This window comes from Hydrogenophaga sp. (assembly GCF_011390835.1).
GTDB lineage: Bacteria > Pseudomonadota > Gammaproteobacteria > Burkholderiales > Burkholderiaceae_C > Hydrogenophaga.
Map to the genome: position 1 here is coordinate 76170 of NZ_JAABRQ010000015.1, position 25131 is coordinate 101300.

Here is a 25131-nt window from a genome sequence, read left to right on the forward strand (position 1 = left end):
AAGGTCCTCCAGCGCCGCGCCACCTCATCGGTCAGGCTCACATCGACGGTGATGCACCGGCCCGTCTGCTGGACATTGCGTCGCCCCATCCCGCCCCAATTGTTTTTCACCATGGCCCCATCCATTCCTCCTGCCGCCCCTACTGACGTGGGCTGGACCCGCACGCTGGCCGTGGGCAGCCTGCTCGCGCTCATCGTGCTCGGCCTGGCCTGGGAGCTCTGGCTGGCGCCGCTGCGCCCAGGCGGCTCCTGGCTGGCGATCAAGGTGCTGCCGCTCACCCTGCCCCTGGCCGGTCTGCTGAAAAACCGCATGTACACCTACCGCTGGCTCAGCCTGCTGATCTGGATCTACTTCACCGAAGGTGCGGTGCGCGCCACCAGCGATGCGGGCCTGTCCGCGGTGCTCGCCGCGGTGCAGGTGCTGCTGTGCGTGGCGCTGTTCGTGGCTTGCTCGATGCACGTGCGCCTGCGCCTGCGCGGAGCGGGCAAAGACGCGGTGGAGGCCGACAAGCTGCGCCACGCGGCGGAGATCGGTGCCGCGGCGGACCCGGTGCCGCCCGTCAAATCATGAGCGCCGGCGTGCTGGCAGCGCTGAGCGCCGCCGTGGGGTCCAGCCAGGTGCTCACCCATGAAGATCCCGCCACAGATCTGAGCGCCTGGGAGCGCGACTGGCGCGGTCGTGCCCATGGCCGCGCGCTGGCCGTGGTGCGTCCAGGCAACACGGAGGAAGTCGCTGCGGTTGTCAAGGCCTGTGCCGCGGGCGGCGTTTCGCTGGTGCCGCAGGGCGGCAACACCGGCCTGGTGGTCGGCTCGGTGCCCGATGGTAGTGGCTCGCAGGTGGTGCTGAGCCTCAGCCGCATGAACCGGGTGCGTTCCCTGGACGTGGCCAACCTCACCGTGACGGTGGAGGCAGGCTGCGTGCTGCAACAGCTGCAACAGGCGGCCGAGCAATCGAACCTGCTGTTTCCGCTCAGCCTGGCCGCCGAGGGCAGTTGCACCATCGGCGGCAACCTGGCCACCAACGCCGGCGGCACGCAGGTGCTGCGTTACGGCAATGCGCGCGACCTGTGCCTGGGCCTGGAGGTGGTGACCGCGCAAGGCGAGGTGTGGCATGGCCTTTCCGGCCTGCGCAAGGACAACACCGGCTACGACCTGCGCGATCTGTTCATCGGAAGCGAAGGCACGCTGGGCGTCATCACCGCGGCCACTCTCAAGCTCTATCCGCAGCCCGCCGCACGTCTCACCGCCTGGGCGGCCGTGCCGTCTCTGGACGCCGCGGTGCAGCTGCTCGGGCTGGCACACCAGCACCTTGGTGCCGGACTCACCGGATTTGAGGTCATGGGGCAGTTTGCGCTGAGCCTTGTCGAGCAGCACTTTGCGCAGCTCCGAGTTCCCCTGTGGGCGAGTTCTGCCTACTGTGTCCTGCTAGAGAACAGCGACAGCGAGTCCGAGGCCCATGCGCGCCAGCAGTTTGAGCGCCTGCTCGAAGCGGCACTGGAACAGGGCTGCGTGAGCGACGCGGTGGTGGCCGAGAGCCTTGGGCAGGCGCGCGGCCTCTGGCACATCCGCGAAAGCATTCCCCTGGCGCAGGCCCAGGAAGGCCTGAACATCAAGCACGACATCAGCATCCCGGTCTCCCGCATGCCGGCCTTCTGTGCCGAGACCGACGCCCTGCTGCAGCGTGAAATACCGGGGGTGCGACTGGTGAACTTTGGGCATCTGGGGGATGGCAACCTGCACTACAACGTGCAAGCCCCCGAGGGGGCAGACGGCAGCGCCTTCCTTCAGAAAGAGGAGGAAAGGGTTAATAAGCTGGTATTTGACGCGGTGTCGAAGTACGATGGAAGCATCAGCGCCGAGCACGGTGTCGGGAGCCTCAAGGTGGACAAACTGCCACTTCACAAGGACCCGGTCGCCCTGGACCTGATGCGAGCCATCAAACAGGCTCTGGACCCTCGAAACACCATGAACCCCGGCCGTGTACTTCTCCCATGCCTCTGCGCTCCGTCCTGACCCTACTGACCTGGCTGCCGCTGCTCGCGGTTTTGCCGGCGCGGGCCGCTGCGCCTGACGCAACCGCGGTACAGTGGCGCGAGCAGGCCCAGGCGCTGGAGCATGGCTCGGGTGTGGCACGCAACGTGGACGCCGCGATCAGCCTCTATTGCAGAGCTGCCATGGCAGGTGATGCAGCGGCTCGCTATCACCTGGGCTGGATCTACGCCAACGGCCGTGGGGTGAAGCGTGACGACGCCCACGCCGCCTACTTGTTCCGTCTGGCAGCCGATCAAGGCGATGAACCTTCGCGCAACATGCTGGCCCTCGTTGGTCCCGAGGCCACCAAGCCGCCTTGCGTGATCCAGGCCGAGGTCGCACAGGCTGAAGAGGAGTCTCGAGCGCGTGCCGCTGTCGAAGCTGCCCGCATTGCGGCGCAGGCAGCCGCCGAGCGCGAGGCACTGGACAACCGCTACCGGGCGCTGATCGACAGTGCGCAGCGGCGCAAGATCCTCGCCATCGTGCAACGGCTTGCGCCCGAGTACGGCATCCACCCGGGACTGGCTGTGGCCCTGATCCGGGCCGAGTCCAACTTCGATCCGCAAGCCGTCTCGACCAAGAACGCGCAAGGCCTGATGCAGCTGATTCCCGAAACAGCGGCACGCTTCCGGGTCACCAAGCCGTTCGATCCGGAACAGAACATCCGGGGCGGCATGGCCTACCTGCGCTGGCTGCTGGCGTATTTCCAGGGCGACGTGGACCTCACCGTTGCCGCCTACAACGCCGGAGAAGGCGCGGTGGACCGCTTTGGCGGCATCCCGCCTTATGCAGAGACACGCGGCTACGTCAAGCGAATCCGCGAGGTGTTTGCCCAGCCCACGCACCCCTTCGACCAACGCATCTCCGATCCTTCGCCGATGCTCAAGGCCGAGGCCAAACCCCGGACCTGAGCCAGGACGATGATGGGCTCGGGCTTGGTCAGGGTCCGCAATGATCTGCCGCTTCAGCCGCTGTGCCGCATGCCCCCCCGCCGTGCCCGTGCACAATCGGGGATTGCCCGCTGAACACCCCCGCCTCATGACCGCTCCCGCCACCCGCCCTGTCCGCTCGCAATACGAAGACTTCATGCGCCATGTCTACACGACCGGCGTGCAAAAGACCGATCGCACCGGCACCGGCACCACCAGCGTGTTTGGTCACCAGATGCGTTTTGACCTGAGCGAAGGCTTCCCGCTGGTCACCACCAAAAAGGTGTTTCTCAAAGCCATCATCGTGGAGCTGCTGTGGTTTCTGCGCGGCGACCGCAATGTGAAGTGGCTGCAGGAGCGTGGCTGCACCATCTGGGACGAATGGGCGCGCGAAGACGGCGATCTGGGGCCGGTGTACGGCGTGCAATGGCGCAGCTGGCCCACGCCCGACGGCGGTCACATCGACCAGATCGCCGATGTGATGCAGACGCTCAAGAGTAACCCCGATTCGCGCCGCATCATGGTCAGCGCTTGGAACGTGGCCGAGCTCTCGAAAATGGCGCTCATGCCCTGCCACGCGTTTTTCCAGTTTTACGTGGCACCCGCCACCGAGCCTGGCGGTCGCGGCAAGCTCAGTTGCCAGCTCTACCAGCGCAGCGCCGACATTTTTCTTGGCGTACCGTTCAACATTGCCAGCTACGCCTTGCTAACGCACATGGTGGCCCAGCAATGTGATCTGGATGTGGGCGACTTCATCTGGACCGGCGGCGACTGCCACATCTACAGCAACCACCACGAGCAGGTCGAGCTGCAGCTCAGCCGCCAGCCCTTGGCCTACCCCACGCTGCACATCAAGCGTCGGCCCGATTCGATCTTCGACTACCAGTACGAAGATTTTGAGGTGCAGGGCTACGAATGCCACCCGGCGATCAGGGCGCCCGTGGCGGTTTAGGCCCATGACCCCCACGCTCCACCGCTGCGCGGGTCGCTGCACCCCGAGGGGGCTGCCCTTGCTTGGGGCGGCCCTTCGCTGCGGTCGCATCCCCACATGATCTCTCGCAAGCAGGCTTGGGCACTGCTCGCCCTCACGCTCATGTGGGGCGTGAACTGGCCGATGATGAAGCTGTCCTTGCAGGAGATGAGTCCGCTCTTCTTCCGCGCCAGCACCATGCTGTTGGGCGCCGGTTGGCTGTTTTTCTACGTCGCGCGCAAGGGTGAGCGCATGTGGCCAGCAGGGCGGGAATGGGGTGCGATTGCGCTGCTGGGCCTGCCCAACGTGCTGGGCTGGCACACGCTGTCGATCCTCGGTGTTCAGGAGCTGGCCTCGGGCCGAGCTGCCATCCTCGGCTTTACCATGCCGATCTTCACCGTGTTACTCGGCGCCCTGTTTTTTGGTGAGCGAGTCACGCCGCGCGTGCGCGTGGCGGTGCTGTGCGCCGGTCTGGCCATTGGCCTGTTGCTGTGGCACGAGCTCGCCCGCCTCAGCGGTCGGCCCACTGGCATTCTCTGGATGCTGTCTGCAGCGGCCAGCTGGGCACTGGGCACACTCATGTTTCGCCGAGCCCAACTCACGCTTTCGCCGCTGGTGGTCACCGTATGGATGCTGCTGCTGGGCAGCGTGGCCGTCTGGGCGCTGGCGTTTGCGCTGGAGCCCCCGCCGCAGCCGTCGCGTTTCTCCCTGCCTATGTGGGTCAGCCTGGCCTACAGCGTGATCATCAACTACGGCTTTGCCCAGCTGATCTGGTTCGGCATGGCGCGCGAGCTGCCGCCGGCCACCAGCGCCATGAGCATCATGGCGATTCCGCTGGTAGGCACGCTCAGCGCCACACTGATCGTGGGTGAAGTCCCCCACTGGCAAGACTGGCTGGCCATGGGCTTTGTCATGATGGCTATCGCCAGCGTGTTGTGGCCTGTGCGCCGACCGCCCGTGATCGCCGCGGCACAATCGCCCCATGCCTGATTCTCTACCGCAGACCACACCCGGCCGTCTGCACCTGATCTATGCCCGCGCCGCCAACAGCGTGATCGGCCGTGAAGGAACCCTGCCCTGGCACCTTCCTGAAGATCTGGCGCATTTCAAACGCACCACGATCGGCTGCCCGGTCATTATGGGCCGCAAGACCTGGGACTCGCTGCCACCGCGATTTCGCCCGCTGCCCGGTCGTGCCAACATCGTGATCACGCGCGATCCCAGCTGGTCTGCCGAGGGTGCAGAAGCCGCCCACTCGCTGACACAAGCGCAAGCGATGTGCCCACCGGGCACCGATGCCTGGGTAATTGGCGGCGCCCAGATCTACGCCCAGGCCCTGCCTCTGGCCAGCAGCGTAGTGGTCACCGAAATCGCACAAGACTTTGAAGGTGACGCCTTCGCCCCTGCGCTCGGTGCGGAATGGCGGGAGGCGCAGCGTGAAGACCACGTCTCGTCCACCGGCCTGCCCTTCGCATTTGTGACCTACCTGAGATCCACCTGACATGAAAGTCGCCACCTGGAACGTCAACTCCCTGAATGTGCGCCTACCGCAGGTGCTGGACTGGCTAGCTGCCAACCCGGTCGATGTGCTCGCTCTGCAAGAGCTCAAGCTCACCGACGACAAGTTTCCAGCGCTGGCGCTGGGTGAGGCAGGGTACCAGTCGCAGTGGTTTGGTCAGAAGACCTACAACGGGGTGGCGCTGCTGAGCAAGACACCGGCGCAAGACGTGATCAAGAACATCCCGGGCTTCGCCGACGAGCAGTCGCGCGTGTTGTGCGCGACGTTCAACGGCGTACGGGTGATCGGTGCCTACTTCCCCAATGGCCAGGCGCCTGGCAGCGAGAAGTTTGCCTACAAGATGCGCTGGCTCGATGCACTGCGCGCCTGGGTCCAACAGGAGATGGCAGCGCACCCCCAGCTTGTGCTCATGGGCGACTACAACATAACCTTCGACGATGCCGATGTCTGGGACCCGATCGGCCTGCGCGAGAGCATCCACTGCACGACCGAGGAGCGCGCGCACTTGCAGGCCTTGATTGGACTCGGCCTGCACGACGCTCATCGCCTGTTCGAGCAGCCGCCCAAAAGCTACAGTTGGTGGGACTACCGGCAACTGGGTTTCCAGAAAAACCGCGGCATGCGCATCGACCACATCCTGGTCAGCGATACGCTGAAAGCGCGCGCCACGGCATGCAGCATCGACCGCGAACCCCGTAAAAACCCCCAGCCCAGCGACCACGCGCCAGTGGTGCTCACGCTGGCGGACTGAGCCGATCAGATAAAGGGGGCAGCGACCCGCCAAGCGGCGGAGCCTGGCCCCCCTCTCACTCGAGGTTCAGCTCCTGGATCTTTCGCGTGATGGTGTTGCGCCCGATACCGAGCTTCTGAGCGGCTTCAATGCGCCGGCCCCGCGTGTTGCCCAGGGCGGCCTGGATAAGCGCGGTCTCGAAGCGGCGGCTCAGCGTCTCCCATACATCGGTGCGGCCCGCTTCCAGCAGCTGCAATGCCTCCGCGCGAAGATCGCTCTCCCAGCTGGATGCCGCCGCGTTGGCCACCAGCGCCTCGCTCACTACCGGCGCGACAGGCGCCGGGTCTGGCATGGCGGTCTGCAAGACGGCTGTGACAGGCGCCGGCTCGAGCATGACTGCGGCGTGAGCCTCTGCCGCCTGCGCACCCATCGACGCCAGCACCTCGGGCGGCAGGTCCTTGACTTCGACCACCTGGGCAGGCGCCATCACGGTGAGCCAGTGGCACACGTTCTCCAGCTGCCGCACGTTGCCCGGAAAATCAAACAAGCCCAGCAGCTTGAGCGCGCCCTCGGATATGCGCTTGGGCTCCACGCCCAGTTGCTTGGCGCTCTGCTGCATGAAGAGGCGCGTGAGCATGGGCACGTCTTCACGCCGCTCGCGCAGCGCTGGCAGCCGCAGCCGGATCACGTTCAGCCGATGGAACAAGTCTTCTCGGAACCCACCCTCCTTGACACGCTGCTCCAGATTCTGGTGGGTCGCAGCGATCACGCGCACGTTCGCGCGCACCGCGCTGTGACCACCCACGCGGTAGAAATTTCCATCGGACAGCACACGCAGCAAGCGCGTCTGCAGGTCAAACGGCATGTCCCCGATTTCATCCAGAAACAGGGTGCCACCGTCGGCCTGTTCGAAGCGGCCACGGCGCATGGTCTGCGCGCCAGTGAAGGCGCCGCGCTCGTGACCAAACAGCTCGGATTCCAGCAGGTCTTTCGGAATCGCTGCTGTGTTGATCGCCACGAACGGGCCGCTGGCGCGGGGTGAATGCTTGTGAAGAGCACGCGCCACCAGCTCCTTGCCGGACCCGGACTCGCCGGTGATCAACACCGTAACCTGACTCTGGCTGAGCCTTCCAATGGCGCGGAACACATCCTGCATGGCAGGCGCTTGCCCCAGCATTTCCGGTGCATCGCCCATGCGCTCTTCGGCCACTTCTTCGCGCTGGCTCTCCTCCACCGCCCGGTGGATCAGCTCCACCGCCTTGGGCAGGTCGAACGGCTTGGGCAGGTATTCGAAGGCACCGCCCTGAAACGCGGAGACCGCGCTGTCCAGGTCGGAGAAGGCCGTCATGATGATGACGGGCAGGCCCGGCAAGCGCTCCTTCACCTTTTCCAGCAGGTCCAGCCCGGAGCCGCCGGGCATGCGGATGTCGCTCACCAGAATCTGGGGGCCTTCGCTCTCCGGCGTGTCAATCAGTGCCTTGAGCACCTCTTGCGGATTGGTGAAGCTGCGCGTGGGCAGGTTTTCGCGCAACAAGGCTTTTTCAAGAACAAAGCGGATCGATTGGTCGTCATCAACTATCCAGATCGGCTTCATGTGTGGTTCTTCCCTTGGTCAGGCGGCGCTAGTGGCAATCGGTGCAGATGCAGAGGCTCATGGCAGCGGAATCAGCAGTTTGAAATCCGTGTGCCCCGGCTGGCTCTCGCACTCGATCAGGCCATGGTGTTGCTGCACGAAGGTTTGCGCCAGCGTCAGCCCCAGGCCGGAGCCGCCATCGCGCCCCGACACCAGCGGGAAGAAAATGCGGTCCTTGATCGAGTCTGGTACGCCAGGCCCGTTGTCGATCACATGCAATTCCAATGCCAGGCGGTAGCGCTGCTTGCCAAATGTGACCTGGCGATTGACCCGGGTGCGCAGCGTGATGCGAGCATCACCCGCCTGGATGCGCTCGACCAGAGCCTGTGCGGCGTTGTGTGCGATGTTGAGCACGGCCTGGATCAGCTGTTCACGATCGCCGCGAAACTCGGGGATAGAGGTGTCGTAGTCGCGCACAACCCGCAAGCCCTTGGGAAACTCGGCCACGATGAGTGAACGCACCCGCTCGCACACCTCGTGGATGTTGACGTCACCCACCACGTGCGGGCGACGATGCGGCGCCAGCAGGCGATCCACCAGCGACTGAAGCCGGTCTGCCTCGTGGATGATGACCTGCGTGTATTCGATCAGCTCCTTGGCGCTTGCCCCTGGCGGGCTAGGCACATTGGCCTGCCCCGACGGTCGGCTGGAAAACTCCATCTGCAACAGCTGGGCAGCGCCCCGGATGCCTCCGAGCGGGTTCTTGATCTCGTGCGCCAGATTGCGAATCAGCTCCTTATTGGCCTGGGCCTGGTCCATCAGGCGCTCTTCGCGCTCCTGACGGGTCTGCTGCTCCAGCGGCAACAGCTCCACCACCACCTCGCCCACTCCCTCAGTCTGCGCCACGACCACGTGCACCGGCAGTGGCTCGTGGTTGGTCCGTTTGAGCCAGGCGTCATAGCGCAGCGCGGCAAAGGCATTGTCGCGCGCGCCGTTGAGCGCGTTCTGCAGCAACGCAGGTTCGGTGAAACAGTCCTGCAGGGCGCTGCCGGTGATGCTGCGGCGGGAGATGCCCAGTGCGTCTTCAAGCGCGGCATTGGCATAGAGCACCCGGCCTTCACCAGACACCACCGCCACCAGAGTGGCGAGCAGGTCAAGCGCCTGGTAGCGGGTATTGGCCGGCGCCTTGCGGGGTGCGCGTGAGCGGGCAGCGAGGGGAGGTGCCGACGCGGGCACCTGGCTTGGGATGGTGGACTTTTTCAAGCCACCTATTGTGCGGCAGGTGCGGTGGCAGAGGTCGCGCCCGGCAAACGGCCGAGCTCGCGGCGGATGCCTTCAACATCGCTCTCCGCGCGACCCACGACCGCCTTCAGTTCGGCCACGCGATCAAGGTAGCGCTGGTAGTTACGCGACTCAATACCCTGCTTCTCGGGCTCACCGTTGGCGTATTCCTTGCGCGCCTGGGCCAGGCGCTCCTCGGCCTTGCGCAGCTCGGCTTCCAGGATGGTGCGGGCATCGCTGTCGCGTTGGCGTTGGGCGGTGACGTCGATGCGGTCGTTGCTGTTGCGAGCAGCTGTCGGCGTGCTGCGGGGTGCGGTGCTGGTGCGCGTAGCGGCGCTGGCCTGCGGGGTCGTGCCTTGCACGATGGTGATGTTGCCACCCTCCATGAGCTTGCAGCCGCGCGTCTTGGCCACCTCGGGGTTGTTGATGTACTCCACCGGCTTGCCTTCGCAGCGGTACACCCGCTCCTGTGCCTGGACCGGCAACGCACAGAGGCCCGCCACGCCAGCCAGCGCCATCGAGAGTCCGATCCAACGGTTTTTTTGCATCAACACACACTCCACAATCCAGGGACACCATAGCGCTCCAGAGAGCACCTCGAATTTCAGTATGACTGATCCGTCCACCGAAAGTGCCGCAATCGGCCGCACCGCTTGCTGAATATGCCGCACATCACGACAAAAGGGACAGCCTGAGCTGTCCCTTTTGGCATTTGACCCACACCCCAAGGCGGGATCACGAAAGCCGGCCCGCAGGCCGGCGGCGCATCACAGGCTAAAGTACATGTCGAACTCGACAGGGTGCGGCGCCATGCGGAAGCGGGTCACTTCAGCCATCTTGAGCTCGATGTAGGCGTCCAGCATGGAGTCGGTGAACACGCCACCCTTGGTCAGGAACGCACGGTCCTTGTCGAGATACTCCAGCGCTTGGTCCAGGCTGTGGCAGACGGTGGGGATCAGCTTGTCCTCTTCCGGTGGCAGGTGGTACAGGTCCTTGGTGGCGGCCTCGCCCGGGTGGATCTTGTTTTCAACGCCGTCCAGGCCAGCCATCATCAGCGCCGAGAAACACAGGTAAGGGTTGGCCGATGGATCGGGGAAGCGCGCCTCGATGCGGCGTCCCTTGGGGTTCGCCACGTACGGGATGCGGATCGATGCCGAGCGGTTGCGCGCCGAGTAGGCCAGCTTCACTGGGGCTTCGAAGCCAGGAACCAGGCGCTTGTAGGAGTTGGTGCCGGGGTTGGTGATGGCGTTCAGGGCACGGGCGTGCTTGATGATTCCGCCGACGTAGTACAGCGCGAAGTCCGACAGACCGGCGTAGCCGTCACCGGCGAACAGATTCTTACCGTCTTTCCAGATCGACTGGTGCACGTGCATGCCCGAGCCGTTGTCGCCGGCGTAGGGCTTGGGCATGAAGGTGGCGGTCTTGCCGTAGGCGTTGGCCACGTTTTGCACCACGTATTTCAGGACCTGGGTCCAGTCGGCGCGCTCGACCAGCGTGCTGAACTTGGTGCCGATTTCGTTCTGGCCGGCGCCCGCCACCTCGTGGTGGAACACCTCGACAGGGATGCCCAGCGATTCGAGGATCAGCGACATTTCGGCGCGCATGTCCTGCATGCTGTCGACCGGGGGCACAGGAAAATAGCCGCCCTTGACGGTGGGGCGGTGGCCGCGGTTGCCGCCTTCGAGCTTGGCGCCGCTGTTCCACGGGGCTTCGTACTCTTCGATTTCGTACATCACACGGCCAGGTTCGTTGCTCCAGCGCACGCCGTCGAAGATGAAGAACTCCGGCTCAGGCCCGAAGAAGGCGGTGTCGCCCAGACCGGAGGCCTTGAGGAAAGCTTCCGCGCGCTTGGCAATAGAGCGAGGATCGCGGTCATAGGCCTTGCCGTCACCCGGCTCGATCACGTCACACTGCAGGAACAGCGTGGTTTCTTCGTAGAACGGGTCGATGTTGGCCGTATTAGCGTCGGGCATGAGCTGCATGTCCGAGGCTTCAATGCCTTTCCAGCCCGCCACCGAAGAACCGTCGAACGCGTGGCCCGAAGTGAACTTGTCCTCGTCAAAGTGCGAGATTGGCACGGTCACGTGCTGCTCTTTGCCTCGGGTGTCGGTGAAACGGAAGTCAACAAACTTGACTTCGTTGTCTTTCACCATTTGCATCACGTCTGCGACGGTCTTGGCCATCAAATACTCCTGTAGCTGGGTCGGTGGAAAAAAAGGACGAACGGTAGGACTAAGCAGTTTCTGTGCCATTTGGCTGACCTGACGCGGTCGGCCACGGGCCTCGCAGGCGCCGCTTGGGGGCATTATCGTTCACGAGGTTGGACCTTCCCGCCTCGGTGCATTCAAAACGAGGCCAGCTGGGCGCGATGCCCCACAAACGGGCGCCGGCAACAAATGCACCAAACCAAGGCATTCCATCAACGCACCATTTCGGGGCCCAAGCGCGCACCCTGATCGCGCAGCCCTTTGAGCAGCTGGACAAACGCCACGCCCACAGCCACTGGCTCGCCCTTGACGCCGAGCTCGATGTGGCGTCCGAACTGGGGATGGTCCACGCTGGGCAGGCTGAACACCTTGACCGCGTGCGCCTGTTCGATGCCCTCCATGAGCGGTGTTAGCGCAGCTTCCATGGCGCCCATCACCACCACCGAGCGCTCTACCCAGGCCCCCAGCCGATGCCAAGCCTGGTAGTCGGTATCCAGCACCGACTCGATCATGGGCCAAGCCATGACCGGAAAGCCGGGCAGGAAATGCACCACCCCACCACCCTCACCCTCGCAGGTGAAGCCCGGGATCTTGTTGTACGGGTTGTGGATGAGCCGCGCGCCGGCTGGAAAAGTTCCCATGTTGTAGCGGTGCACGTTGTCGGGGCGCTGCGGGTCGAAGATCTGGCCTTGCTCGATGGCGACATCGCGCATGCGCTGCTCGATCAGCGCCTTGGCTTCCGGGTGCAACACCAGATCGCGCCCCAGCGCAGCGGCGGCGCATTGGCGAGTGTGGTCGTCCGGTGTGGCACCGATACCGCCGCAAGAGAACACCACCTCGCCGCTGGCAAAAGCCTCGCGCAGGGCGGCGGTGATGCGGGCCCGGTCGTCGCCTATGCAATGCGCCCAGGCCAGCGACAGGCCGCGCGCAGACAACAGCTCGGCGACTTTGGGCAGGTGCTTGTCGGCCCGCTTACCCGAAAGAATTTCATCCCCGATGATGATCAGACCAAATGCGGGAGGCGCGCTGCGTGTAAGAAGCGAGGCGGTGGCGTTGGTCATGGTTGGGTGTTTAAGTCAGTCGAAGGCGCGTTCGGCAAGCTCTCGGGGTGATCGCCTTGGGAAGGGGCTGGTAGCGGTTCGAGATCCGTCACCACATCGACCTGCGCGGTCAGCGGCGAGGCGCGCAGGGTTTGCAGGCAGCTGAGCGCATAGTGAGCAAACCAGAGCGACGCGAATGCGAACACCAGCGTGTACACCCAGATGGCCACTGGCACCAGCAGCGGCGCCATGGCGATGAACATGGCACCGGACGCCCAGAGCAGGCTGGGCGCTGCGCCTAGGTAGCCACTGAGAACGCCCATGAGCAACAGCTGACCTCGCCGTTCACGCAGGATCTGCTTGCGCTCTTGAGCACTCGCGTGCACCGCCAGCGCGTCAAATGCAAACACCCGGTAGGTCAGCCAGCCCCAGATCAGCGGCGGCAGAATCAGCACCAGGGGCGGCACCAGCCACAACGGCATCGACACCACGAGCGCCACCAAGGCCAGCAGGGTGGAGCCCAGCGACCAAAAGACGCTCACCAGCAGCGAGCCCCCATGTTTACGCTCCAGCCCGGCGAAGCGGCGCTGGCCTACCATCTCCACCATGGCCGGCGTCATGAACATGGCCACCAACAGCAGACACAGCAAAACGATCATTGGCGTAGCCAGGACCAGCACCAACAAAGGGCCAAACACCGATCGCAAAGCGCCCAGGCCAATGCTGTCGAGCCAGGCCAGGAGGGTCTGCACCAGCGAATAGCTTTCCAGCCATGCCGTGACCGATGCGACCGAGCCCTCCCAGAAGAAGTACCCCAGGCCAAACGACAGCGCCACCATCATGATCAGCGGCAAAAAGGACAGGGCGATCACCCGCGGATGCACGCAATAGGCCACCGCGCGCCAGAACGAATCGAACAACAAGCTCATGGCGACCAAGAATACCGGGTTTCCATGGAGACTTGGATAGAGCCGAGAACCCTAGGGCGCGGAAAGCTTCCATCGCGCCCGCGCAGCCCGAAGCCGCCCAGCCAGCCTGGCAAGCCGCCCACGCCTCACCCGTTCATAGGATGTTCAACCGGCATCAGGCTGTGCACAATGACAAGTTTGCCTACTTGCACACCTAGTCCATGCGCACTCACCCCCGAAACTGCAGCACTACGAGGCTTCGATCCCCTCAGCATGGGTGCTCTGGCCCCTTCAAACCCGGGGCAAACCCCAAGAACTTCACATCAAGTGCTTTTACAAAGGCCGCGCATCCCGTCCCGTGCGACCATTAGTCCGTACACTTTGATACACATTTGTTGCATCTCTGCTCGTGACCTATTCCTTCAACCCTTGGCTGCTCGCGGCCCTTGTTCCAGTGCTGCTGGTGCTGGGGGCTATGGCGCATCAGCAATGGGTAGACCGCCGCACACGCAAGCAGCGACGCATTCCCAAACACTGGCCCCTGGGTACCCGCCCGCTGGCCAACAGCGAAGAAGCCCGGGTTTGGAACTGGTTGTCTCGAGCCTTTTACGACCATCACGTGATGATCAAGCTGCCGGTGACCCGATTTACCTTGCCGCGCGACAAGGAACAGGGTATGCACTGGTACCGGCTGCTGGGCAGCGTGTACTGCACCTTCACCATTTGCAAGGCCGACGGACGCGTGATCGGCTGCTTGGACGTACCGGGCACGGCCGGGCTGCCCCGCAGCACCCGAGCGCTAAAGCATTCGCTGCTGACCCAGTGTGGCCTGCCCTACTGGATCATCCGCTCCGAAGCACTGCCAACGATTGCCGAGATCCGGGCCGAATTCCTGGGTGAGTCGCTCACCGCGCAGGGTATGCGGGAGCGCGAGTTCGAGGAGCGCGCTATCATCGCTGCCCAGACCAACTTGCGCACCGCGCTCAATCGCCAACGCAGCAGCCGGCAGAGCGACTTCGGCCCCATGTCCAATTGGCCCAACAGCAACAGCGGTAGCCTGCGCACCAACGACGGCAGTAGCGAATGGCAGGACAATTCCTTCCTTGTCCCGCTGGATAGCCGCCGCGGCGACCTGCTCTGACCGTTCGGGGCTTGCAGGTCAGACCGGCTTGACAACCTTTCCGGTCAAATCGCTCACCTCTGCCTCGCTCAACCACCGCCAGTGCCCCGGCAACAAGCTCTCAGGCAGCGCCAATGCACCAATGCTCAACCGGTGCAAAGTCTCCACCCGGTTGCTCACCGCAGCCACCATCCGCTTGACCTGGTGGTACTTGCCCTCGGTCAGCGTGAGTTCCAGAGTGTGTTCATCCACGGCTCGGCAAGCCGCCGCACGCACCGGTTTCGGATCGTCGTCCAGCACCACGCCCGCCAGCAACCGGTCTAGCTGCGTCGCATCCAGCGGGTGCTTCACCTGCGCCAGGTACACCTTGGGCACATGGTGACGCGGCGAGGTCATGCGGTGGATGAACTTGCCGTCGTCCGACAGTAACAGCAGGCCCGTGGTGTCCTGATCCAGCCGCCCCACCGCCTGCACACCCGCCGCCGCGCCGCCGCCCCGCATGCGCAGCGGGCCGGGCAACAGAGTGTAGATACTCGGATAGGTGCTCGGTTTTTGAGAGCATTCAAAGCCCGCTGGTTTGTTCAGCATCAAATAAGCCTGCGCCTGATAGACCCAGGTCTCGCCTTGCACCGTGAAGGTCAGGCCGATGGGATCGAAGGCGTGGGCGGGGTCATCCATCGCCACCAGTTGCTCGCCAACCTGCACCTGCACCAGGCCCTGCTGCACCAAGCCACAACAGACCCGTCGGGTGCCAAAACCTTGCGAAAAAAGAATGTCCTGAAGCTGCATCATGTGAGGTGCATTGTCGCCGCACCGCAGAGGCCGGTGATCCATCGGCGACAATCAAAGGTTGCACGCCGTCCCACTCACTCCGTCGGATGAAACAGAAGTTCAAACAGTGGTTGCCTGACCCCGAAACCGTGCGCACCAATCGCTGGCTGCGCTGGATGGGTCCGATCCTCAAGCACCCGCGGCTCTGGCATTTCAGCCGCAAGGGCATCGCCATGGGGCTGGCGCTGGGCATCTTCTTCGGCCTGCTGATCCCGGTGGCCCAAATTCCATTTGCTGCCGCCACAGCTGTCTTGCTACGGGCCAATTTGCCTATGGCGGTTGCCAGCACGCTGGTAACTAACCCAGTCACGTTCGGGCCGGTCTATTACGGCGCCTACCAGCTGGGCAAATTTATACTCAACGAGCCCTCGCTGTCCGAAGAAGATGCGCTCAAAGCGCTCGACAAGGCCCATGCCACGCAGAATACCGACCTGAGTCTGGCCGATCGCGTGCGCGCGTGGCTAAAGCAGTTCGGCAAGATCGGCAAACCACTGGTCGTGGGCCTGGCGATCGTGGCTACGTTCAGTGGATTGCTCGTGTACTTTCTGGCCAGCGGCTTGTGGACCCTGAAAACCCGATGGGCCCGCCGACAGCGCCTGCGCAAACGCGGTCCCGGCCGACATCAGGGCGCCGCCAAAACGGCAACGCCCTCCACGGTCCGCGGCCCAGACCAGACGCCCGAGCCATGAAAACGCCGCCAGGCTGGTGGGTCTGGCGGCTCTTCAATGAGATGGGCTGGGGTCTATTGAAAGATGCCCCAGAGCCAGCAGAAACAATTGAATCCGCGTCAAACCGGAACAAATTTGTTCCCCGGTTTGTTCCCCGGTTCCGTGCCCCCTGCCGCGTCTCGTTCATGCCAAGAAAAAAGCATGGAAAGAATTAGAACACGCTTCATGCGGTCGATCCGTGTTGTCGCACCGCCACGGCCGCAAAGTTCCCGGCGCCAAAGAAGGTCGATCTGTACGCTACCCGGGCGCCCCATCGAACGGCAACACACCGTCATCGCTGCTCGAATCCACACCCAATCGATACCCCATGACCCGGTAGCCGCGCTGGCGTTTGTCCCACATGCGCAGCAACGCAGGGTGCCCTGTATCGACGAAGTCGATGATCCGGACATCGGTCTTGCTCGCATGCTCGCGATGCAGGCGGCCCGCGTATTGCTGCAGCGTGCCCTTCCAGGAAATCGGCATGGCCAGCACCAACGTATCCAGTGGCGGGTGATCGAAGCCCTCGCCGACCAGTTTCCCGGTGGCCAGCAAGATGCGTGGCGCCTCGGGCGCCAGTGCGTCCAGCTCGGTGATCAACGCTGCCCGCTGCTTCTTGGACATGCGCCCGTGCAAAACGAAAGGCTTTGGCACCTTGGTTTCCAAGGCCACAAGGATGGCGTCAAGGTGTTCGGTACGCTCGGTCAGCACCAGCACCTTTCGGCCTTGTTCATACGCCGCTGCGACCTCTGTAGCGATAGCGTCGGTGCGAACCAGGTCGTTGGCAAGGTGACGGAACACGTCTTGGATGCCCGCCGCCGCAGGCAAGTCGATACGGGCAAACCGGGATCGCGGCACTACCTCCAGATCGTGCGGCGCGCTCGCCGGTCTGGCCGCGGTGTGGCGGATCGGACCGCACTGCATGAAGATGACCGGCTGCAGGCCATCGCGGCGAATGGGTGTCGCGGTCAAGCCCAACACATATTTCGCCTTGGTCTTCTTGAGGATGGCGTCAAACGACGCGGCGCCCACGTGGTGGCACTCGTCCACGATCACCTGCCCGTAGTTTTCGACCAACGCATTCACCTCGCCTTGGCGCGACAGCGACTGCATCACGGCGATGTCGATCTGCCCGGTGGGTTTGGCCCTGCCGCCTCCGATGGTGCCAACCACGCCCTTGGCAGCCTTGGTGTCCAGGCCGAGAAAGGTCTGCAAGCGCTCCTGCCATTGCTTTAGGAGTTCGGTGCGGTGCACCAGCACCAGAGTGTTCACGCCGCGCCGGGCGATGATGGCAGCCGCCGTCACCGTCTTGCCAAACGCGGTGGGTGCGCACAGCACCCCGTCATCGTGTTGCAGCATGGCCGACACAGCTTGTTCCTGGTCAGGCCGCAGAGTGCCGACGAAGCTGGCCTGGATAGGATCGCCACCAAACCTCTCGTCCCGCGAGTCGCAGCGAATGCCGTTGTCCTTCAACAAAGCGCGTGCGGCGTCCAGACAGCCGCGCGGCAAGGCGATGTGTTGCGGGTAGTTCTCGGCGTTGCCGATGACACGCGGCTTGTCCCACACCGACATGCGCATGGCCTGGGCTTTGTAGAACTCGGGGTTCTGGAAAGCCGCCAAGCGGATCAGCCGATTGGCCAGCGCCTGGGGTAGCGCGCCTTTCTCGAAATAGATCAAGTTGGCCAGCGTCACCGTCAGTGCCTGGGGCAACGTGCCCGCCAACCGATTGGTCTTGGTGGCCTCACGCTTCCAAGGCGTCGCCAAGTCCTCATCGTCGATGAAGTTCACATCCAGGGGATGGATGCCGCCGGTAGCGCGCAGAACGGTCGGCTCGATATCGCGCGGTGCCATGGGTTGAACGGACGCGAGAAACGCCCACTGGTCGTGGTGCGGTCGCAGTGCGGCGTCCACAAACACGCTGCAGCCGTTCTCTCGCGGGTGCTTCTGCAGGGGCAAGGCGATCAGGTTGCCAAAGCCGCCTTTGGGCATGGTGTCCTGGTTGGGAAACAAGCGGTCGTAGGACGCCAGCTTGAGCTGCCGGGTGCGCGCGCAGGTGTGGCTGATGATGGCGGTGCCAAGGCGCCGCGCATCGCGCGCGAACACGCGCCCCGCGAAAAACACCCAGGCGTGGGCACCCTGCCCCGAGCGCGAGATTTCCAACGCTGCCGGCACACCCAGTTCGCTACAAGACTGCATGAATGCCAGGGCGTCCTGCTGCCATTCGGCCTCGTCAAAATCCACCGCGAGAAAGTGGCAGGTGTCGTCCTCCAGCAGTGGGTAGACGCCCACGGTCTGTTTGCCGGCCAGGTGGTCATAGATCACCGCGTCCGACAAGGGAATCAACAGACGCTGGCTGCAGTCGCCGCACTTGATGCGCGGTTTCTCGCACACCCCCGCCCGCCACTCGTTGGCGCAGGCCGGTGCATAGCCTGATTTGCCCGAAGTCCGGCTCTCCCAGCGCACCGGATACACATCGGTGCGGCCTCGGAAGAGCCGCCGAAACAGCGCCACCTTGTCGGCGGTACTCAGACCCCAGCGCTGTGGTTCAGGCACTTCTTCCGGAGCGGGCTCAACCGAAACAGGTCGAGCATCTGGCAATGGTGGCGTGCGCCACTCGATACCATGCGACTCCAACAGCGCCACCAGTCGCGCGTTCTCGGCCCGCAGCGCCGCGAACGCTTGGTGTTCAGGCATCGCTCTCGTGCGCAGCGAACAGCGCATCCATGTCGTCACCCACGCCATAGCCGATGTTGTGGCACTGCTGACGAACCGCGTTCATGCGTGCCCAGAGCGCCGGGCGTTGCGCCGCCGGCAAGGTGTCCGTGGTTTTCAGCGCCTGCTCGAACATCCGCACCAGCGCATCAAAGTAGACTTCGTCCTGCAGGCCAACTTCGCAGCTGAAACCCGAGGCCTGCTCGCAATAGAACACCATCAGCTCGGCCAGCTCATCGGCCCGGCCCACCGCTTTTTTGTAGTCCGCGATGGCCTTCTTGGCCTTGGCAACCGAGGTGTCCTGGTTCTTGAACATGTCGGGCCACAGCCAGCGGGCCATGGTGGCCTTGTAGGGCTTGAGCACGTCATCACCCAGGTGAAATCGGGCGTGCAGAAAGGCCTGGTTGTCCTTGCTGGCGGCGTAGAGTTCTTGCACCAGGCCGAGCATGCCTGCACGGTCGTGGTCAGCGAGTTTGGCTTTGACGTCAATCCAGGATGGGCTCGATTTTTTCATTGCGATGGTGATGCGTGTGGGTGCCTGGCCAGCGTGATGCTGCACGCTGGCAGCTCAGTGGTGGTCGGATCGCTTCTGGCCATTCGACAACGATGTGACCGGTCATACATCGTCCCCTGCCTCATCTGACCGCCCCACACGCCGCAACTCCAGCTCCCTCCTCGTCTTGTCCAGCTCCGCCTCCAGCAGCTTCTCGTCGGGCAATACAGTCTGGTACTCTACGGCCATCACCTTGTTGGGCAATCCTTCAAGCGCATAGTGGGCTTCGTTGCTGCCCTTGCTGGTGCACAGCACCAATCCCACGGGCGGGTTCTCGCCGGGTTTCATCCAGTGCTCGCGGGCGTAGTTCAGGTACATGTGCATCTGGCCGGCATCGGCATGGCTGAACTTGCCGATCTTGAGGTCGATGACCAGCAGACACTTGAGCCTGCGGTGGAAGAACAGCAGATCAACGCGGAACCAGCTGTCGTCCAGTCGCAAGCGGCGCTGGCGCCCCACAAAAGCGAAGTCGTCACCCAGTTCCAGCAGAAAGTCGGCCAGGTGCCGGATCAGCGCGTCTTCCAGATCCGATTCGGAGTATTCATCCTTGAGGTTGAGAAACTCCAGTACGAAAGGGTCTTTCAACGCTTGCTCAGGCGTGATGGCGTCTTGCGGTTCTGCAACTTCGGCTTTTTGCAGCATGGCTGCCTTGTTGCGCGACAGGGCGATTCGCCCATAGAACTGCCTGTTGATCTGGCGGTCAAGCTGGCGCACGCTCCAGCCGCAGCGCAGTGCCTCGGTTTCGTAAAAGCTGCGGGCCGACAGCGCCCTGACGGACAGCAGGCGCACATAAGCCGACCAGGGCAACGGGAAGACCTGGGTCAACGCGTGTAGCGCCCCTGATTTTTGATTCAGAGATTTGGAAATCGGTGCGGAGGCCGACTCACCAGGCGCCTGCTCAACCCGGGAGGCCTCCAATTTCGCAGACGGTGTCTGCGAAATTGCCTCGGGTGGCCAGGTCAGATAGAAAAGGCGCATCTGTTCGAGATTGCGTTCGGAAAACCCTCGGCTAAAACGACTCGTCAAATCGACCGAGAGCCGCTTCAGTAGGGCATGTCCGTAAACGGCGCGGTCCTGTCCGCCCTGTTCGAACTCGACGATGCGTCGGCCGACTTCCCAGTAGCTGGCCGTCATCACCGAATTGACGCTGCGCGCGGCGGCATGCCGGGCGCCTTCCAGCAAAGCAACGATGTCGCCGTGGATGCCCGTGTAACCCGAAGCCTCGCCGAACACGCCGGAAACATCTGTCTTGGTCATCGATCTCTCAGGCTGTTGATGCCTTGACATGCTACCTCCCCTGTGTTTCCGGTGTGCTTGGGGAAAGCCGAGGGAGCGGTGGTTAAATGTGCTGACTGTTGCCAGCGGACGCGAGAAACCGGCGCAAGACGAGCAGCGCCGCCCACGTGGCATCCATTTGCTGGCGCGCAGCCTATCCTGCCCTACCACTCTTCACTCCTACACAACAGGGTCGGACCGTCCGACCCCTTGTTCCGCAAAAAAAAGAAACAGTTCAAACTCAGCAAATACATGCTTGGGAACGATCCAAAAACACGTCCCCGGTGATTCAATCTGTCTGTCAAGCAGCTTGACAACTCGACCTAGAGATCACATCCATAGGGGCCGAACTCGACCCTCTGCAATTGCATGAGGCCCCAGCATCAACGGCCGGTTCGCAGCGAGGCTGTGTGAAAACCCTCTCCCCGCTCGAAATCGAACTCGGTAGAGTTCGCAGACATATTGAACACGGGGGTCAATATGTCGAGATACATCGAAGGTCAGGACAGACAGCAGGTCACGTTGCTACCGGAGTGCCTGGATGACTTCATTGCAGAAGACAACACCGTTCGGATCGTGGATGTCTTCATCAATGAGTCAGCCCTGATTTATTCGATTTCAGGCCACGCCCAGTCGCAGCAGTGACGAATTCGGAATCGGACGGATGGCGGGATCAACCGCATATTCGATTTGAAAATCTGTGCCCGAAAGTTTGAGCTGCGTGATGGTTCCGACATACGCAACCTGGTTTCCTGCGCCCTGAGTTTCGGACATAAACAACGTAGGCAGTTTTGCCACCGCATTGATATCCAGAACTTTATTCGGCATGAAGCGCTGAGCAATGGCGGCGTCGGTGTACTCCAGTACGCGGCCACTGCCGAACGAGTCACGATGGGGCTCCCAGCCTCCGCCCGAAACGATCAAATTAAACATCCATCAATCCCATCACTTGAGTTCGTACCAAACACCACGCCCGCTGCCCTGCTGATTCAAATGACCGTGCTCGACCAGGTTGCGGAAATGTTGCTTCAGCGTGTTTCGGCTGACACCCGCCAATTTGATCGCATCGCCAATCGTGACGCGCCCGTGCTCGCGGGCAAATTCGACGATCTGCAGTGACAGCTCGGGCAAGGCAGCCAGTACGATCTTCTCGCGCTCCACCTTCTTTTCAAGCCGCCGTACCTGCTCGGCCAGTGACCGCAGGAAGAACACCAGCCACGGTTGCCAGTTGGGAGCATCGGTCCGGATGGACCCCTGCGTCTGCCGCAAGGCAAGGTAGTACGCCTCTTTATTCAGCTCGATCACGCTCTCCAGTGAGCTGTACGGCACGTAAGCGTAGCCTGCCTGAATGAGCAACAAAGTGGTCAAGACACGACTGAGGCGGCCATTGCCATCCTGGAACGGGTGGATCTCCAAGAACACCACGACGAAGATGGCAATGATCAAAAGCGGGTGCAACTGCGCCTTGTCGCGCTCCCCATTCACCCAGGCAACCAATTCAGCCATCAGACGCGGCGTGTCGAACGGGCTTGCCGTCTCGAACACGATCCCGATCTGCACACCGTTTTCATCGAAAGCGGCCACGCTGTTTGAGTTGGTCTTGTACTGTCCGCGGTGCCGCGAGTCCTTCTCACTGTGGCGCAGCAGGATCTGGTGCAGTTGCTTGACGTGGTTCTCGTTGAACGGAATGTCACGCCAGGAGCTGAACACCAAGTCCATCAGTTCGGCGTAGCCAGCCACCTCCTGCTCATCACGGGTCTCGAAAGACTGGATGGCCAGGTTGGAAAGCAGCTTCTCCACTTCCCTGTCAGACAGCTTGCTGCCCTCGATACGGGTTGACGACCCGATGCTCTCGATGGTGGCCACCCTGCGCAAGGCAGACAGACGATCAGGCGCAAGGGTGCCCAAGGCACGCCAAGCGCCTTTGAACTCATCAATCCGAGCGATCAGGCTCAAGATCTCGGGGGTGATCTGAAGGGTGTCAGAGCGAAGCATAGAACCAATAATACACCCAATAACACCCATTTCTCAAGATGTGAACCCTGCGGAGTCCCGACGGAAGAATGGGTGTAAATGGATGTTTCATTGGTTCACGCCCTGCGGCTTGTGGTGCCCAGCAGTTCCCATACGAATTTTCGTATGGAGAAATTTGATGAGCACCAAAATTTGCGCCTGCTGTGGCCAGTCTTTCCAGCCTGTTGATTTCCGCGCAATCCTCACCCCGGGGTCAGATTTACGTGGAAATCAACAGCCTTGGCTTCCTGCCCGACCAGCGCGTTCATACAACCCCCTATCAACAGGAGAAGTTGTGATGAACGAGAAACAAGCATCCGTCGCCGCGCGGATCGCGGAGCTGTCGAGCCTGCCCATCGCCGAGTTGTGGCCAGTGTGGGATCGGTACTTCAGCAGCCGCCCCATCAACCCGAACCGCGTATTCATTGAGTCGCGCATCGCCTACAAGATGCAGGAGGAAGCCTTCGGCGGTCTGGCGCACAACACGCGCCAGCGCTTGGAGGCCATCGGTGCCAAGCATTCCAAGATCAAGCTACGGGCTCGCCCGCGCGACACCAACTTCGCGCCCGGCACCGTGCTGCTGCGCGAATGGGGCGACCGCGAGCACAAGGTGGCGGTCACCGCCGAAGGTCTGTTCGAGTACGAGGGCAGCACCTTCAAGAGCCTGACAGCCGTGGCCCGGCAGATCACCGGCACGCACTGGTCGGGGCCATTGTTCTTCGGCCTGACCGGCAAGGCAGGTGCGCAATGAGCGACGCCACCCAAATCGCCTCTCCCAAGGCGCGCAAACGCTGCGCCGTCTACTGCCGGGTGTCGTCGGACGAGCGCCTTGACCAGGAGTTCAACTCCATCGACGCGCAGAAGGAGGCTGGCCACGCCTACGTCGCCAGCCAACGCGCAGAAGGATGGATTCCGGTGGCCGACGACTACGACGACCCCGGCTTCTCCGGCGGCAACACGGATCGTCCCGGGCTGAAACGCCTGATGGCCGACATCGAGCGCTGCCAGATCGACATCGTGGTGGTCTACAAGATTGACCGCCTGACGCGCAGCCTTGCCGACTTCTCCAAGATGGTCGAGGTGTTCGAGCGCCAGGGCGTGTCGTTCGTGTCGGTCACGCAGCAGTTCAACACCACCACCTCGATGGGACGGCTGATGCTCAACGTGCTGCTGTCCTTCGCCCAGTTCGAGCGCGAGGTCACCGGCGAGCGCATCCGCGACAAGATCGCCGCCAGCAAGCGCAAAGGAATGTGGATGGGGGGCGTGCCGCCGCTCGGCTTCGACGTCGAGAACCGTCTGCTGGTCATCAACGACACCGAGGCGGCGGTGGTGCGGCGCATCTTTGAGGAGATGTTGACCATCGGCTCGCCCACCCAGATTGCCGCCAACCTGACGATGGATGGCATCACGACCAAGGCGTGGACGACACAGGACGGTCAGACACGGGCGGGCACGCGCATCGACAAGAAGTACCTGCACAAGCTGCTGCGCAACCGCATCTATCTCGGGGAGTTGTCGCACAAGGGCAGTTGGTACCCGGGCGTGCATCAAGCCATCATCGATCCAGGGCTGTGGGGCCGGGTTCACGAGGTGCTGGCCAAGGACGGTCACACCCGGTCGGTGGAAACCAAGATCAGGTCGCGCACCGACGCCTTGCTGCGCGGCCTGCTGTACGCACCCTCAGGCGAGCGGATGTACCCGACCTACTCGCGCAAGAACGGGCGCAAGTACCACTACTACGTGTCCAAGTCGGAAGCGCGGTTCGGCGCGCCGGGCAAGGGGTATGAGCGCCTGCCCGCGCCGGAGATCGAGGGGGCTGTGGTGGCCCAGATCCGAACGGTGCTGACCAGCCCGGAGACCGTGGCGTCAGTGGTGCGGCACATCCAACGCAACGGGGCCCAGATCGACGAGGCCACCACCGTGATGGCTATGGGACGGCTCAACAACGTGTGGGATCAACTGTTCCCGGTCGAACGCCACCGCATCGCCAATCTGATGATCGAACGCATCGACCTCGTCCACGCAGGCGAGGTGCAGGGGATCAAGGTGAGGTGGCGTGAGGTGGGTTGGAACGCGCTGATCGCGGAGTTTGCCCCGGACAGCATCGGTGCCGAACTGCTGGAGGTTGAAGCCTGATGGACGAGTCGATGGAAACCTTTGTGCCCCTGACGTTCCGACGCCGGGGCGTCCAGCGCGTGGCCACCGACGAGCGCAGCGTCCACGACGTGACCCTGCTCGACGGTGTGGCACGCGCCTTCTACTGGCAGCACCTACTGGACACCGGCGCGATGCAGAGCGGTTCCGCCATCGCCCGCGCCGAGAAGCTGCACCACTCGGTGGTAAACGAACTGCTGCGTCTGACCCTGCTGGCCCCCGACATCATCGAGCAGTTCATGGCGGGCAAGCAGCCACGGCGGCTGACGCTGATGTGGTTTCAGCGAAACCGCCTAATGGTCGACTGGCACGCCCAGCGCAAGCTCATGGCCACCTTCGAGGAGGACGTATGAGCAGGAAGCATCGCGGCCACGCCAAGGGCGACCCGGTGACGTATCAGACGCCGCTGCCCGCTGGCGGCGTGCAGATGGAGACCTTTCTGCCCTGGACGCTGGTGCGCCGGGGCCTGAAGAAGCAGGTCATCACGCCGCTGGACGCGCCGCAGGAGTTCCTGGACGAGGCCCGCCGTGAGCGGCAGGTGCGCGAGATGGCGCAGGACACCCCCTTGATGCGGGCGCT

The 25131-nt window shown here is 63.1% G+C and carries 24 protein-coding genes and 1 pseudogene; 13 read left to right on the plus strand and 12 right to left on the minus strand.

The window, feature by feature from the left end; all coding sequences use genetic code 11:
• The first annotated feature begins 111 nt into the window (after positions 1 to 111).
• The 7 genes from GPT34_RS10690 to GPT34_RS10720 all read left to right on the plus strand — a co-directional run bounded on the left by GPT34_RS10690 (position 112) and on the right by GPT34_RS10720 (position 6199).
• Complete coding sequence (locus GPT34_RS10690) at positions 112 to 570, plus strand: DUF2069 domain-containing protein (RefSeq protein WP_291012035.1); 459 nt, start codon at positions 112 to 114, stop codon at positions 568 to 570.
• The gene (locus GPT34_RS10695; protein ID WP_291012037.1) at positions 567 to 2012 is read left to right on the plus strand and encodes an FAD-binding oxidoreductase; all 1446 of its coding nucleotides are present in this window, start codon (positions 567 to 569) and stop codon (positions 2010 to 2012) included. Before GPT34_RS10690 ends, GPT34_RS10695 begins: the two co-directional genes overlap by 4 nt.
• Positions 1991 to 2941 (plus strand): transglycosylase SLT domain-containing protein, encoded by a 951-nt coding sequence (locus GPT34_RS10700; protein ID WP_291012039.1) that lies wholly within the window; start codon positions 1991 to 1993, stop codon positions 2939 to 2941. Before GPT34_RS10695 ends, GPT34_RS10700 begins: the two co-directional genes overlap by 22 nt.
• A gap of 127 nt (positions 2942 to 3068) precedes the next feature.
• Positions 3069 to 3911 carry a thymidylate synthase gene (locus GPT34_RS10705; protein WP_291012041.1) on the plus strand — a complete coding sequence of 281 codons (843 nt, stop codon included), beginning with the start codon at positions 3069 to 3071 and terminating at the stop codon, positions 3909 to 3911.
• A 96-nt stretch (positions 3912 to 4007) separates the two neighbouring features.
• Positions 4008 to 4919, plus strand: coding sequence for a DMT family transporter (locus GPT34_RS10710; RefSeq protein ID WP_291012043.1), 912 nt, complete (start codon positions 4008 to 4010; stop codon positions 4917 to 4919).
• Positions 4912 to 5430, plus strand: a complete 519-nt coding sequence (locus GPT34_RS10715; protein ID WP_291012045.1) for a dihydrofolate reductase — start codon at positions 4912 to 4914, stop codon at positions 5428 to 5430. The genes GPT34_RS10710 and GPT34_RS10715 overlap by 8 nt, the downstream gene beginning before the upstream one ends.
• 1 nt (position 5431) lies before the next feature.
• Positions 5432 to 6199 carry an exodeoxyribonuclease III gene (locus tag GPT34_RS10720; protein WP_291012047.1) on the plus strand — a complete coding sequence of 256 codons (768 nt, stop codon included), beginning with the start codon at positions 5432 to 5434 and terminating at the stop codon, positions 6197 to 6199.
• Positions 6200 to 6254: 55 nt separating this feature from the next.
• Here GPT34_RS10720 and ntrC read toward each other — a convergent pair whose 3' ends face one another.
• The 6 genes from ntrC to GPT34_RS10750 form a co-directional block, all read right to left on the minus strand.
• Positions 6255 to 7772, minus strand: a complete 1518-nt coding sequence (gene ntrC / locus GPT34_RS10725) for a nitrogen regulation protein NR(I) (RefSeq protein ID WP_291012049.1) — start codon at positions 7770 to 7772, stop codon at positions 6255 to 6257.
• Positions 7773 to 7829: 57 nt separating this feature from the next.
• Positions 7830 to 8987: a nitrogen regulation protein NR(II) gene (glnL, locus tag GPT34_RS10730; protein WP_291012094.1), complete on the minus strand. Its 1158-nt coding sequence runs from the start codon at positions 8985 to 8987 to the stop codon at positions 7830 to 7832.
• Between the two features lie 32 nt (positions 8988 to 9019).
• Positions 9020 to 9580 (minus strand): hypothetical protein, encoded by a 561-nt coding sequence (locus tag GPT34_RS10735; RefSeq protein ID WP_291012052.1) that lies wholly within the window; start codon positions 9578 to 9580, stop codon positions 9020 to 9022.
• 219 nt (positions 9581 to 9799) lie between these two features.
• Positions 9800 to 11215, minus strand: a complete 1416-nt coding sequence (glnA, locus tag GPT34_RS10740; RefSeq protein WP_291012055.1) for a type I glutamate--ammonia ligase — start codon at positions 11213 to 11215, stop codon at positions 9800 to 9802.
• A gap of 236 nt (positions 11216 to 11451) precedes the next feature.
• Positions 11452 to 12300, minus strand: coding sequence for a molybdopterin-binding protein (locus GPT34_RS10745; RefSeq protein ID WP_291012058.1), 849 nt, complete (start codon positions 12298 to 12300; stop codon positions 11452 to 11454).
• Complete coding sequence (locus GPT34_RS10750; RefSeq protein WP_291012060.1) at positions 12297 to 13208, minus strand: EI24 domain-containing protein; 912 nt, start codon at positions 13206 to 13208, stop codon at positions 12297 to 12299. Before GPT34_RS10750 ends, GPT34_RS10745 begins: the two co-directional genes overlap by 4 nt.
• A gap of 388 nt (positions 13209 to 13596) precedes the next feature.
• On the opposite strand from GPT34_RS10750, the gene GPT34_RS10755 reads away from it, so the two are divergent.
• Positions 13597 to 14328 carry a DUF2726 domain-containing protein gene (locus GPT34_RS10755; protein WP_291012062.1) on the plus strand — a complete coding sequence of 244 codons (732 nt, stop codon included), beginning with the start codon at positions 13597 to 13599 and terminating at the stop codon, positions 14326 to 14328.
• Between the two features lie 18 nt (positions 14329 to 14346).
• Here the strand turns inward: GPT34_RS10755 and GPT34_RS10760 are convergent, their stop codons facing one another.
• Positions 14347 to 15096, minus strand: coding sequence for a 16S rRNA pseudouridine(516) synthase (locus GPT34_RS10760; protein WP_291012097.1), 750 nt, complete (start codon positions 15094 to 15096; stop codon positions 14347 to 14349).
• 89 nt (positions 15097 to 15185) lie between these two features.
• On the opposite strand from GPT34_RS10760, the gene GPT34_RS10765 reads away from it, so the two are divergent.
• Positions 15186 to 15827 carry a DUF2062 domain-containing protein gene (locus GPT34_RS10765; RefSeq protein ID WP_291012064.1) on the plus strand — a complete coding sequence of 214 codons (642 nt, stop codon included), beginning with the start codon at positions 15186 to 15188 and terminating at the stop codon, positions 15825 to 15827.
• A gap of 276 nt (positions 15828 to 16103) precedes the next feature.
• On the opposite strand, the gene GPT34_RS10770 is transcribed toward GPT34_RS10765, so the two are convergent.
• From GPT34_RS10770 to GPT34_RS10790, 5 genes are all read right to left on the minus strand, one after another.
• Complete coding sequence (locus GPT34_RS10770; protein ID WP_291012066.1) at positions 16104 to 18539, minus strand: DEAD/DEAH box helicase family protein; 2436 nt, start codon at positions 18537 to 18539, stop codon at positions 16104 to 16106.
• Positions 18532 to 19071 carry a hypothetical protein gene (locus GPT34_RS10775; RefSeq protein ID WP_291012068.1) on the minus strand — a complete coding sequence of 180 codons (540 nt, stop codon included), beginning with the start codon at positions 19069 to 19071 and terminating at the stop codon, positions 18532 to 18534. Before GPT34_RS10775 ends, GPT34_RS10770 begins: the two co-directional genes overlap by 8 nt.
• A gap of 102 nt (positions 19072 to 19173) precedes the next feature.
• Positions 19174 to 20367, minus strand: a complete 1194-nt coding sequence (locus tag GPT34_RS10780; RefSeq protein WP_291012099.1) for a PDDEXK nuclease domain-containing protein — start codon at positions 20365 to 20367, stop codon at positions 19174 to 19176.
• A gap of 636 nt (positions 20368 to 21003) precedes the next feature.
• Positions 21004 to 21318 carry a hypothetical protein gene (locus GPT34_RS10785; RefSeq protein ID WP_291012070.1) on the minus strand — a complete coding sequence of 105 codons (315 nt, stop codon included), beginning with the start codon at positions 21316 to 21318 and terminating at the stop codon, positions 21004 to 21006.
• Between the two features lie 12 nt (positions 21319 to 21330).
• Positions 21331 to 22341: a Fic family protein gene (locus GPT34_RS10790; protein WP_291012072.1), complete on the minus strand. Its 1011-nt coding sequence runs from the start codon at positions 22339 to 22341 to the stop codon at positions 21331 to 21333.
• Positions 22342 to 22696: 355 nt separating this feature from the next.
• On the opposite strand from GPT34_RS10790, the gene GPT34_RS10795 reads away from it, so the two are divergent.
• The 4 genes and pseudogenes from GPT34_RS10795 to GPT34_RS10810 form a co-directional block, all read left to right on the plus strand.
• On the plus strand, positions 22697 to 23149 hold the full coding sequence (locus tag GPT34_RS10795) for a DUF2924 domain-containing protein (protein ID WP_013246687.1): 453 nt from the start codon (positions 22697 to 22699) through the stop codon (positions 23147 to 23149).
• Positions 23146 to 24534, plus strand: coding sequence for a recombinase family protein (locus GPT34_RS10800; protein WP_291012074.1), 1389 nt, complete (start codon positions 23146 to 23148; stop codon positions 24532 to 24534). Before GPT34_RS10795 ends, GPT34_RS10800 begins: the two co-directional genes overlap by 4 nt.
• The gene (locus GPT34_RS10805) at positions 24534 to 24905 is read left to right on the plus strand and encodes a site-specific recombinase resolvase (protein WP_291012077.1); all 372 of its coding nucleotides are present in this window, start codon (positions 24534 to 24536) and stop codon (positions 24903 to 24905) included. The genes GPT34_RS10800 and GPT34_RS10805 overlap by 1 nt, the downstream gene beginning before the upstream one ends.
• Positions 24902 to 25131: pseudogene (locus tag GPT34_RS10810) on the plus strand (LacI family transcriptional regulator); the annotation flags it as partial. The gene GPT34_RS10805 and the pseudogene GPT34_RS10810, both read left to right, overlap by 4 nt.

Bases quoted from the DNA above. Each gene is read 5' to 3' on its own strand.
- GPT34_RS10690 (WP_291012035.1), top strand. From the start codon at position 112: ATGGCCCCATCCATTCCTCCTGCCGCCCCTACTGACGTGGGCTGGACC.
- GPT34_RS10695 (WP_291012037.1), top strand. From the start codon at position 567: ATGAGCGCCGGCGTGCTGGCAGCGCTGAGCGCCGCCGTGGGGTCCAGC.
- GPT34_RS10700 (WP_291012039.1), top strand. From the start codon at position 1,991: ATGCCTCTGCGCTCCGTCCTGACCCTACTGACCTGGCTGCCGCTGCTC.
- GPT34_RS10705 (WP_291012041.1), top strand. From the start codon at position 3,069: ATGACCGCTCCCGCCACCCGCCCTGTCCGCTCGCAATACGAAGACTTC.
- GPT34_RS10710 (WP_291012043.1), top strand. From the start codon at position 4,008: ATGATCTCTCGCAAGCAGGCTTGGGCACTGCTCGCCCTCACGCTCATG.
- GPT34_RS10715 (WP_291012045.1), top strand. From the start codon at position 4,912: ATGCCTGATTCTCTACCGCAGACCACACCCGGCCGTCTGCACCTGATC.
- GPT34_RS10720 (WP_291012047.1), top strand. From the start codon at position 5,432: ATGAAAGTCGCCACCTGGAACGTCAACTCCCTGAATGTGCGCCTACCG.
- ntrC (WP_291012049.1), bottom strand. From the start codon at position 7,772: ATGAAGCCGATCTGGATAGTTGATGACGACCAATCGATCCGCTTTGTT.
- GPT34_RS10735 (WP_291012052.1), bottom strand. From the start codon at position 9,580: ATGCAAAAAAACCGTTGGATCGGACTCTCGATGGCGCTGGCTGGCGTG.
- glnA (WP_291012055.1), bottom strand. From the start codon at position 11,215: ATGGCCAAGACCGTCGCAGACGTGATGCAAATGGTGAAAGACAACGAA.
- GPT34_RS10745 (WP_291012058.1), bottom strand. From the start codon at position 12,300: ATGACCAACGCCACCGCCTCGCTTCTTACACGCAGCGCGCCTCCCGCA.
- GPT34_RS10750 (WP_291012060.1), bottom strand. From the start codon at position 13,208: ATGAGCTTGTTGTTCGATTCGTTCTGGCGCGCGGTGGCCTATTGCGTG.
- GPT34_RS10760 (WP_291012097.1), bottom strand. From the start codon at position 15,096: ATGCAGCTTCAGGACATTCTTTTTTCGCAAGGTTTTGGCACCCGACGG.
- GPT34_RS10765 (WP_291012064.1), top strand. From the start codon at position 15,186: ATGAAACAGAAGTTCAAACAGTGGTTGCCTGACCCCGAAACCGTGCGC.
- GPT34_RS10770 (WP_291012066.1), bottom strand. From the start codon at position 18,539: ATGCCTGAACACCAAGCGTTCGCGGCGCTGCGGGCCGAGAACGCGCGA.
- GPT34_RS10775 (WP_291012068.1), bottom strand. From the start codon at position 19,071: ATGAAAAAATCGAGCCCATCCTGGATTGACGTCAAAGCCAAACTCGCT.
- GPT34_RS10780 (WP_291012099.1), bottom strand. From the start codon at position 20,367: ATGACCAAGACAGATGTTTCCGGCGTGTTCGGCGAGGCTTCGGGTTAC.
- GPT34_RS10785 (WP_291012070.1), bottom strand. From the start codon at position 21,318: ATGTTTAATTTGATCGTTTCGGGCGGAGGCTGGGAGCCCCATCGTGAC.
- GPT34_RS10795 (WP_013246687.1), top strand. From the start codon at position 22,697: ATGAACGAGAAACAAGCATCCGTCGCCGCGCGGATCGCGGAGCTGTCG.
- GPT34_RS10800 (WP_291012074.1), top strand. From the start codon at position 23,146: ATGAGCGACGCCACCCAAATCGCCTCTCCCAAGGCGCGCAAACGCTGC.
- GPT34_RS10805 (WP_291012077.1), top strand. From the start codon at position 24,534: ATGGACGAGTCGATGGAAACCTTTGTGCCCCTGACGTTCCGACGCCGG.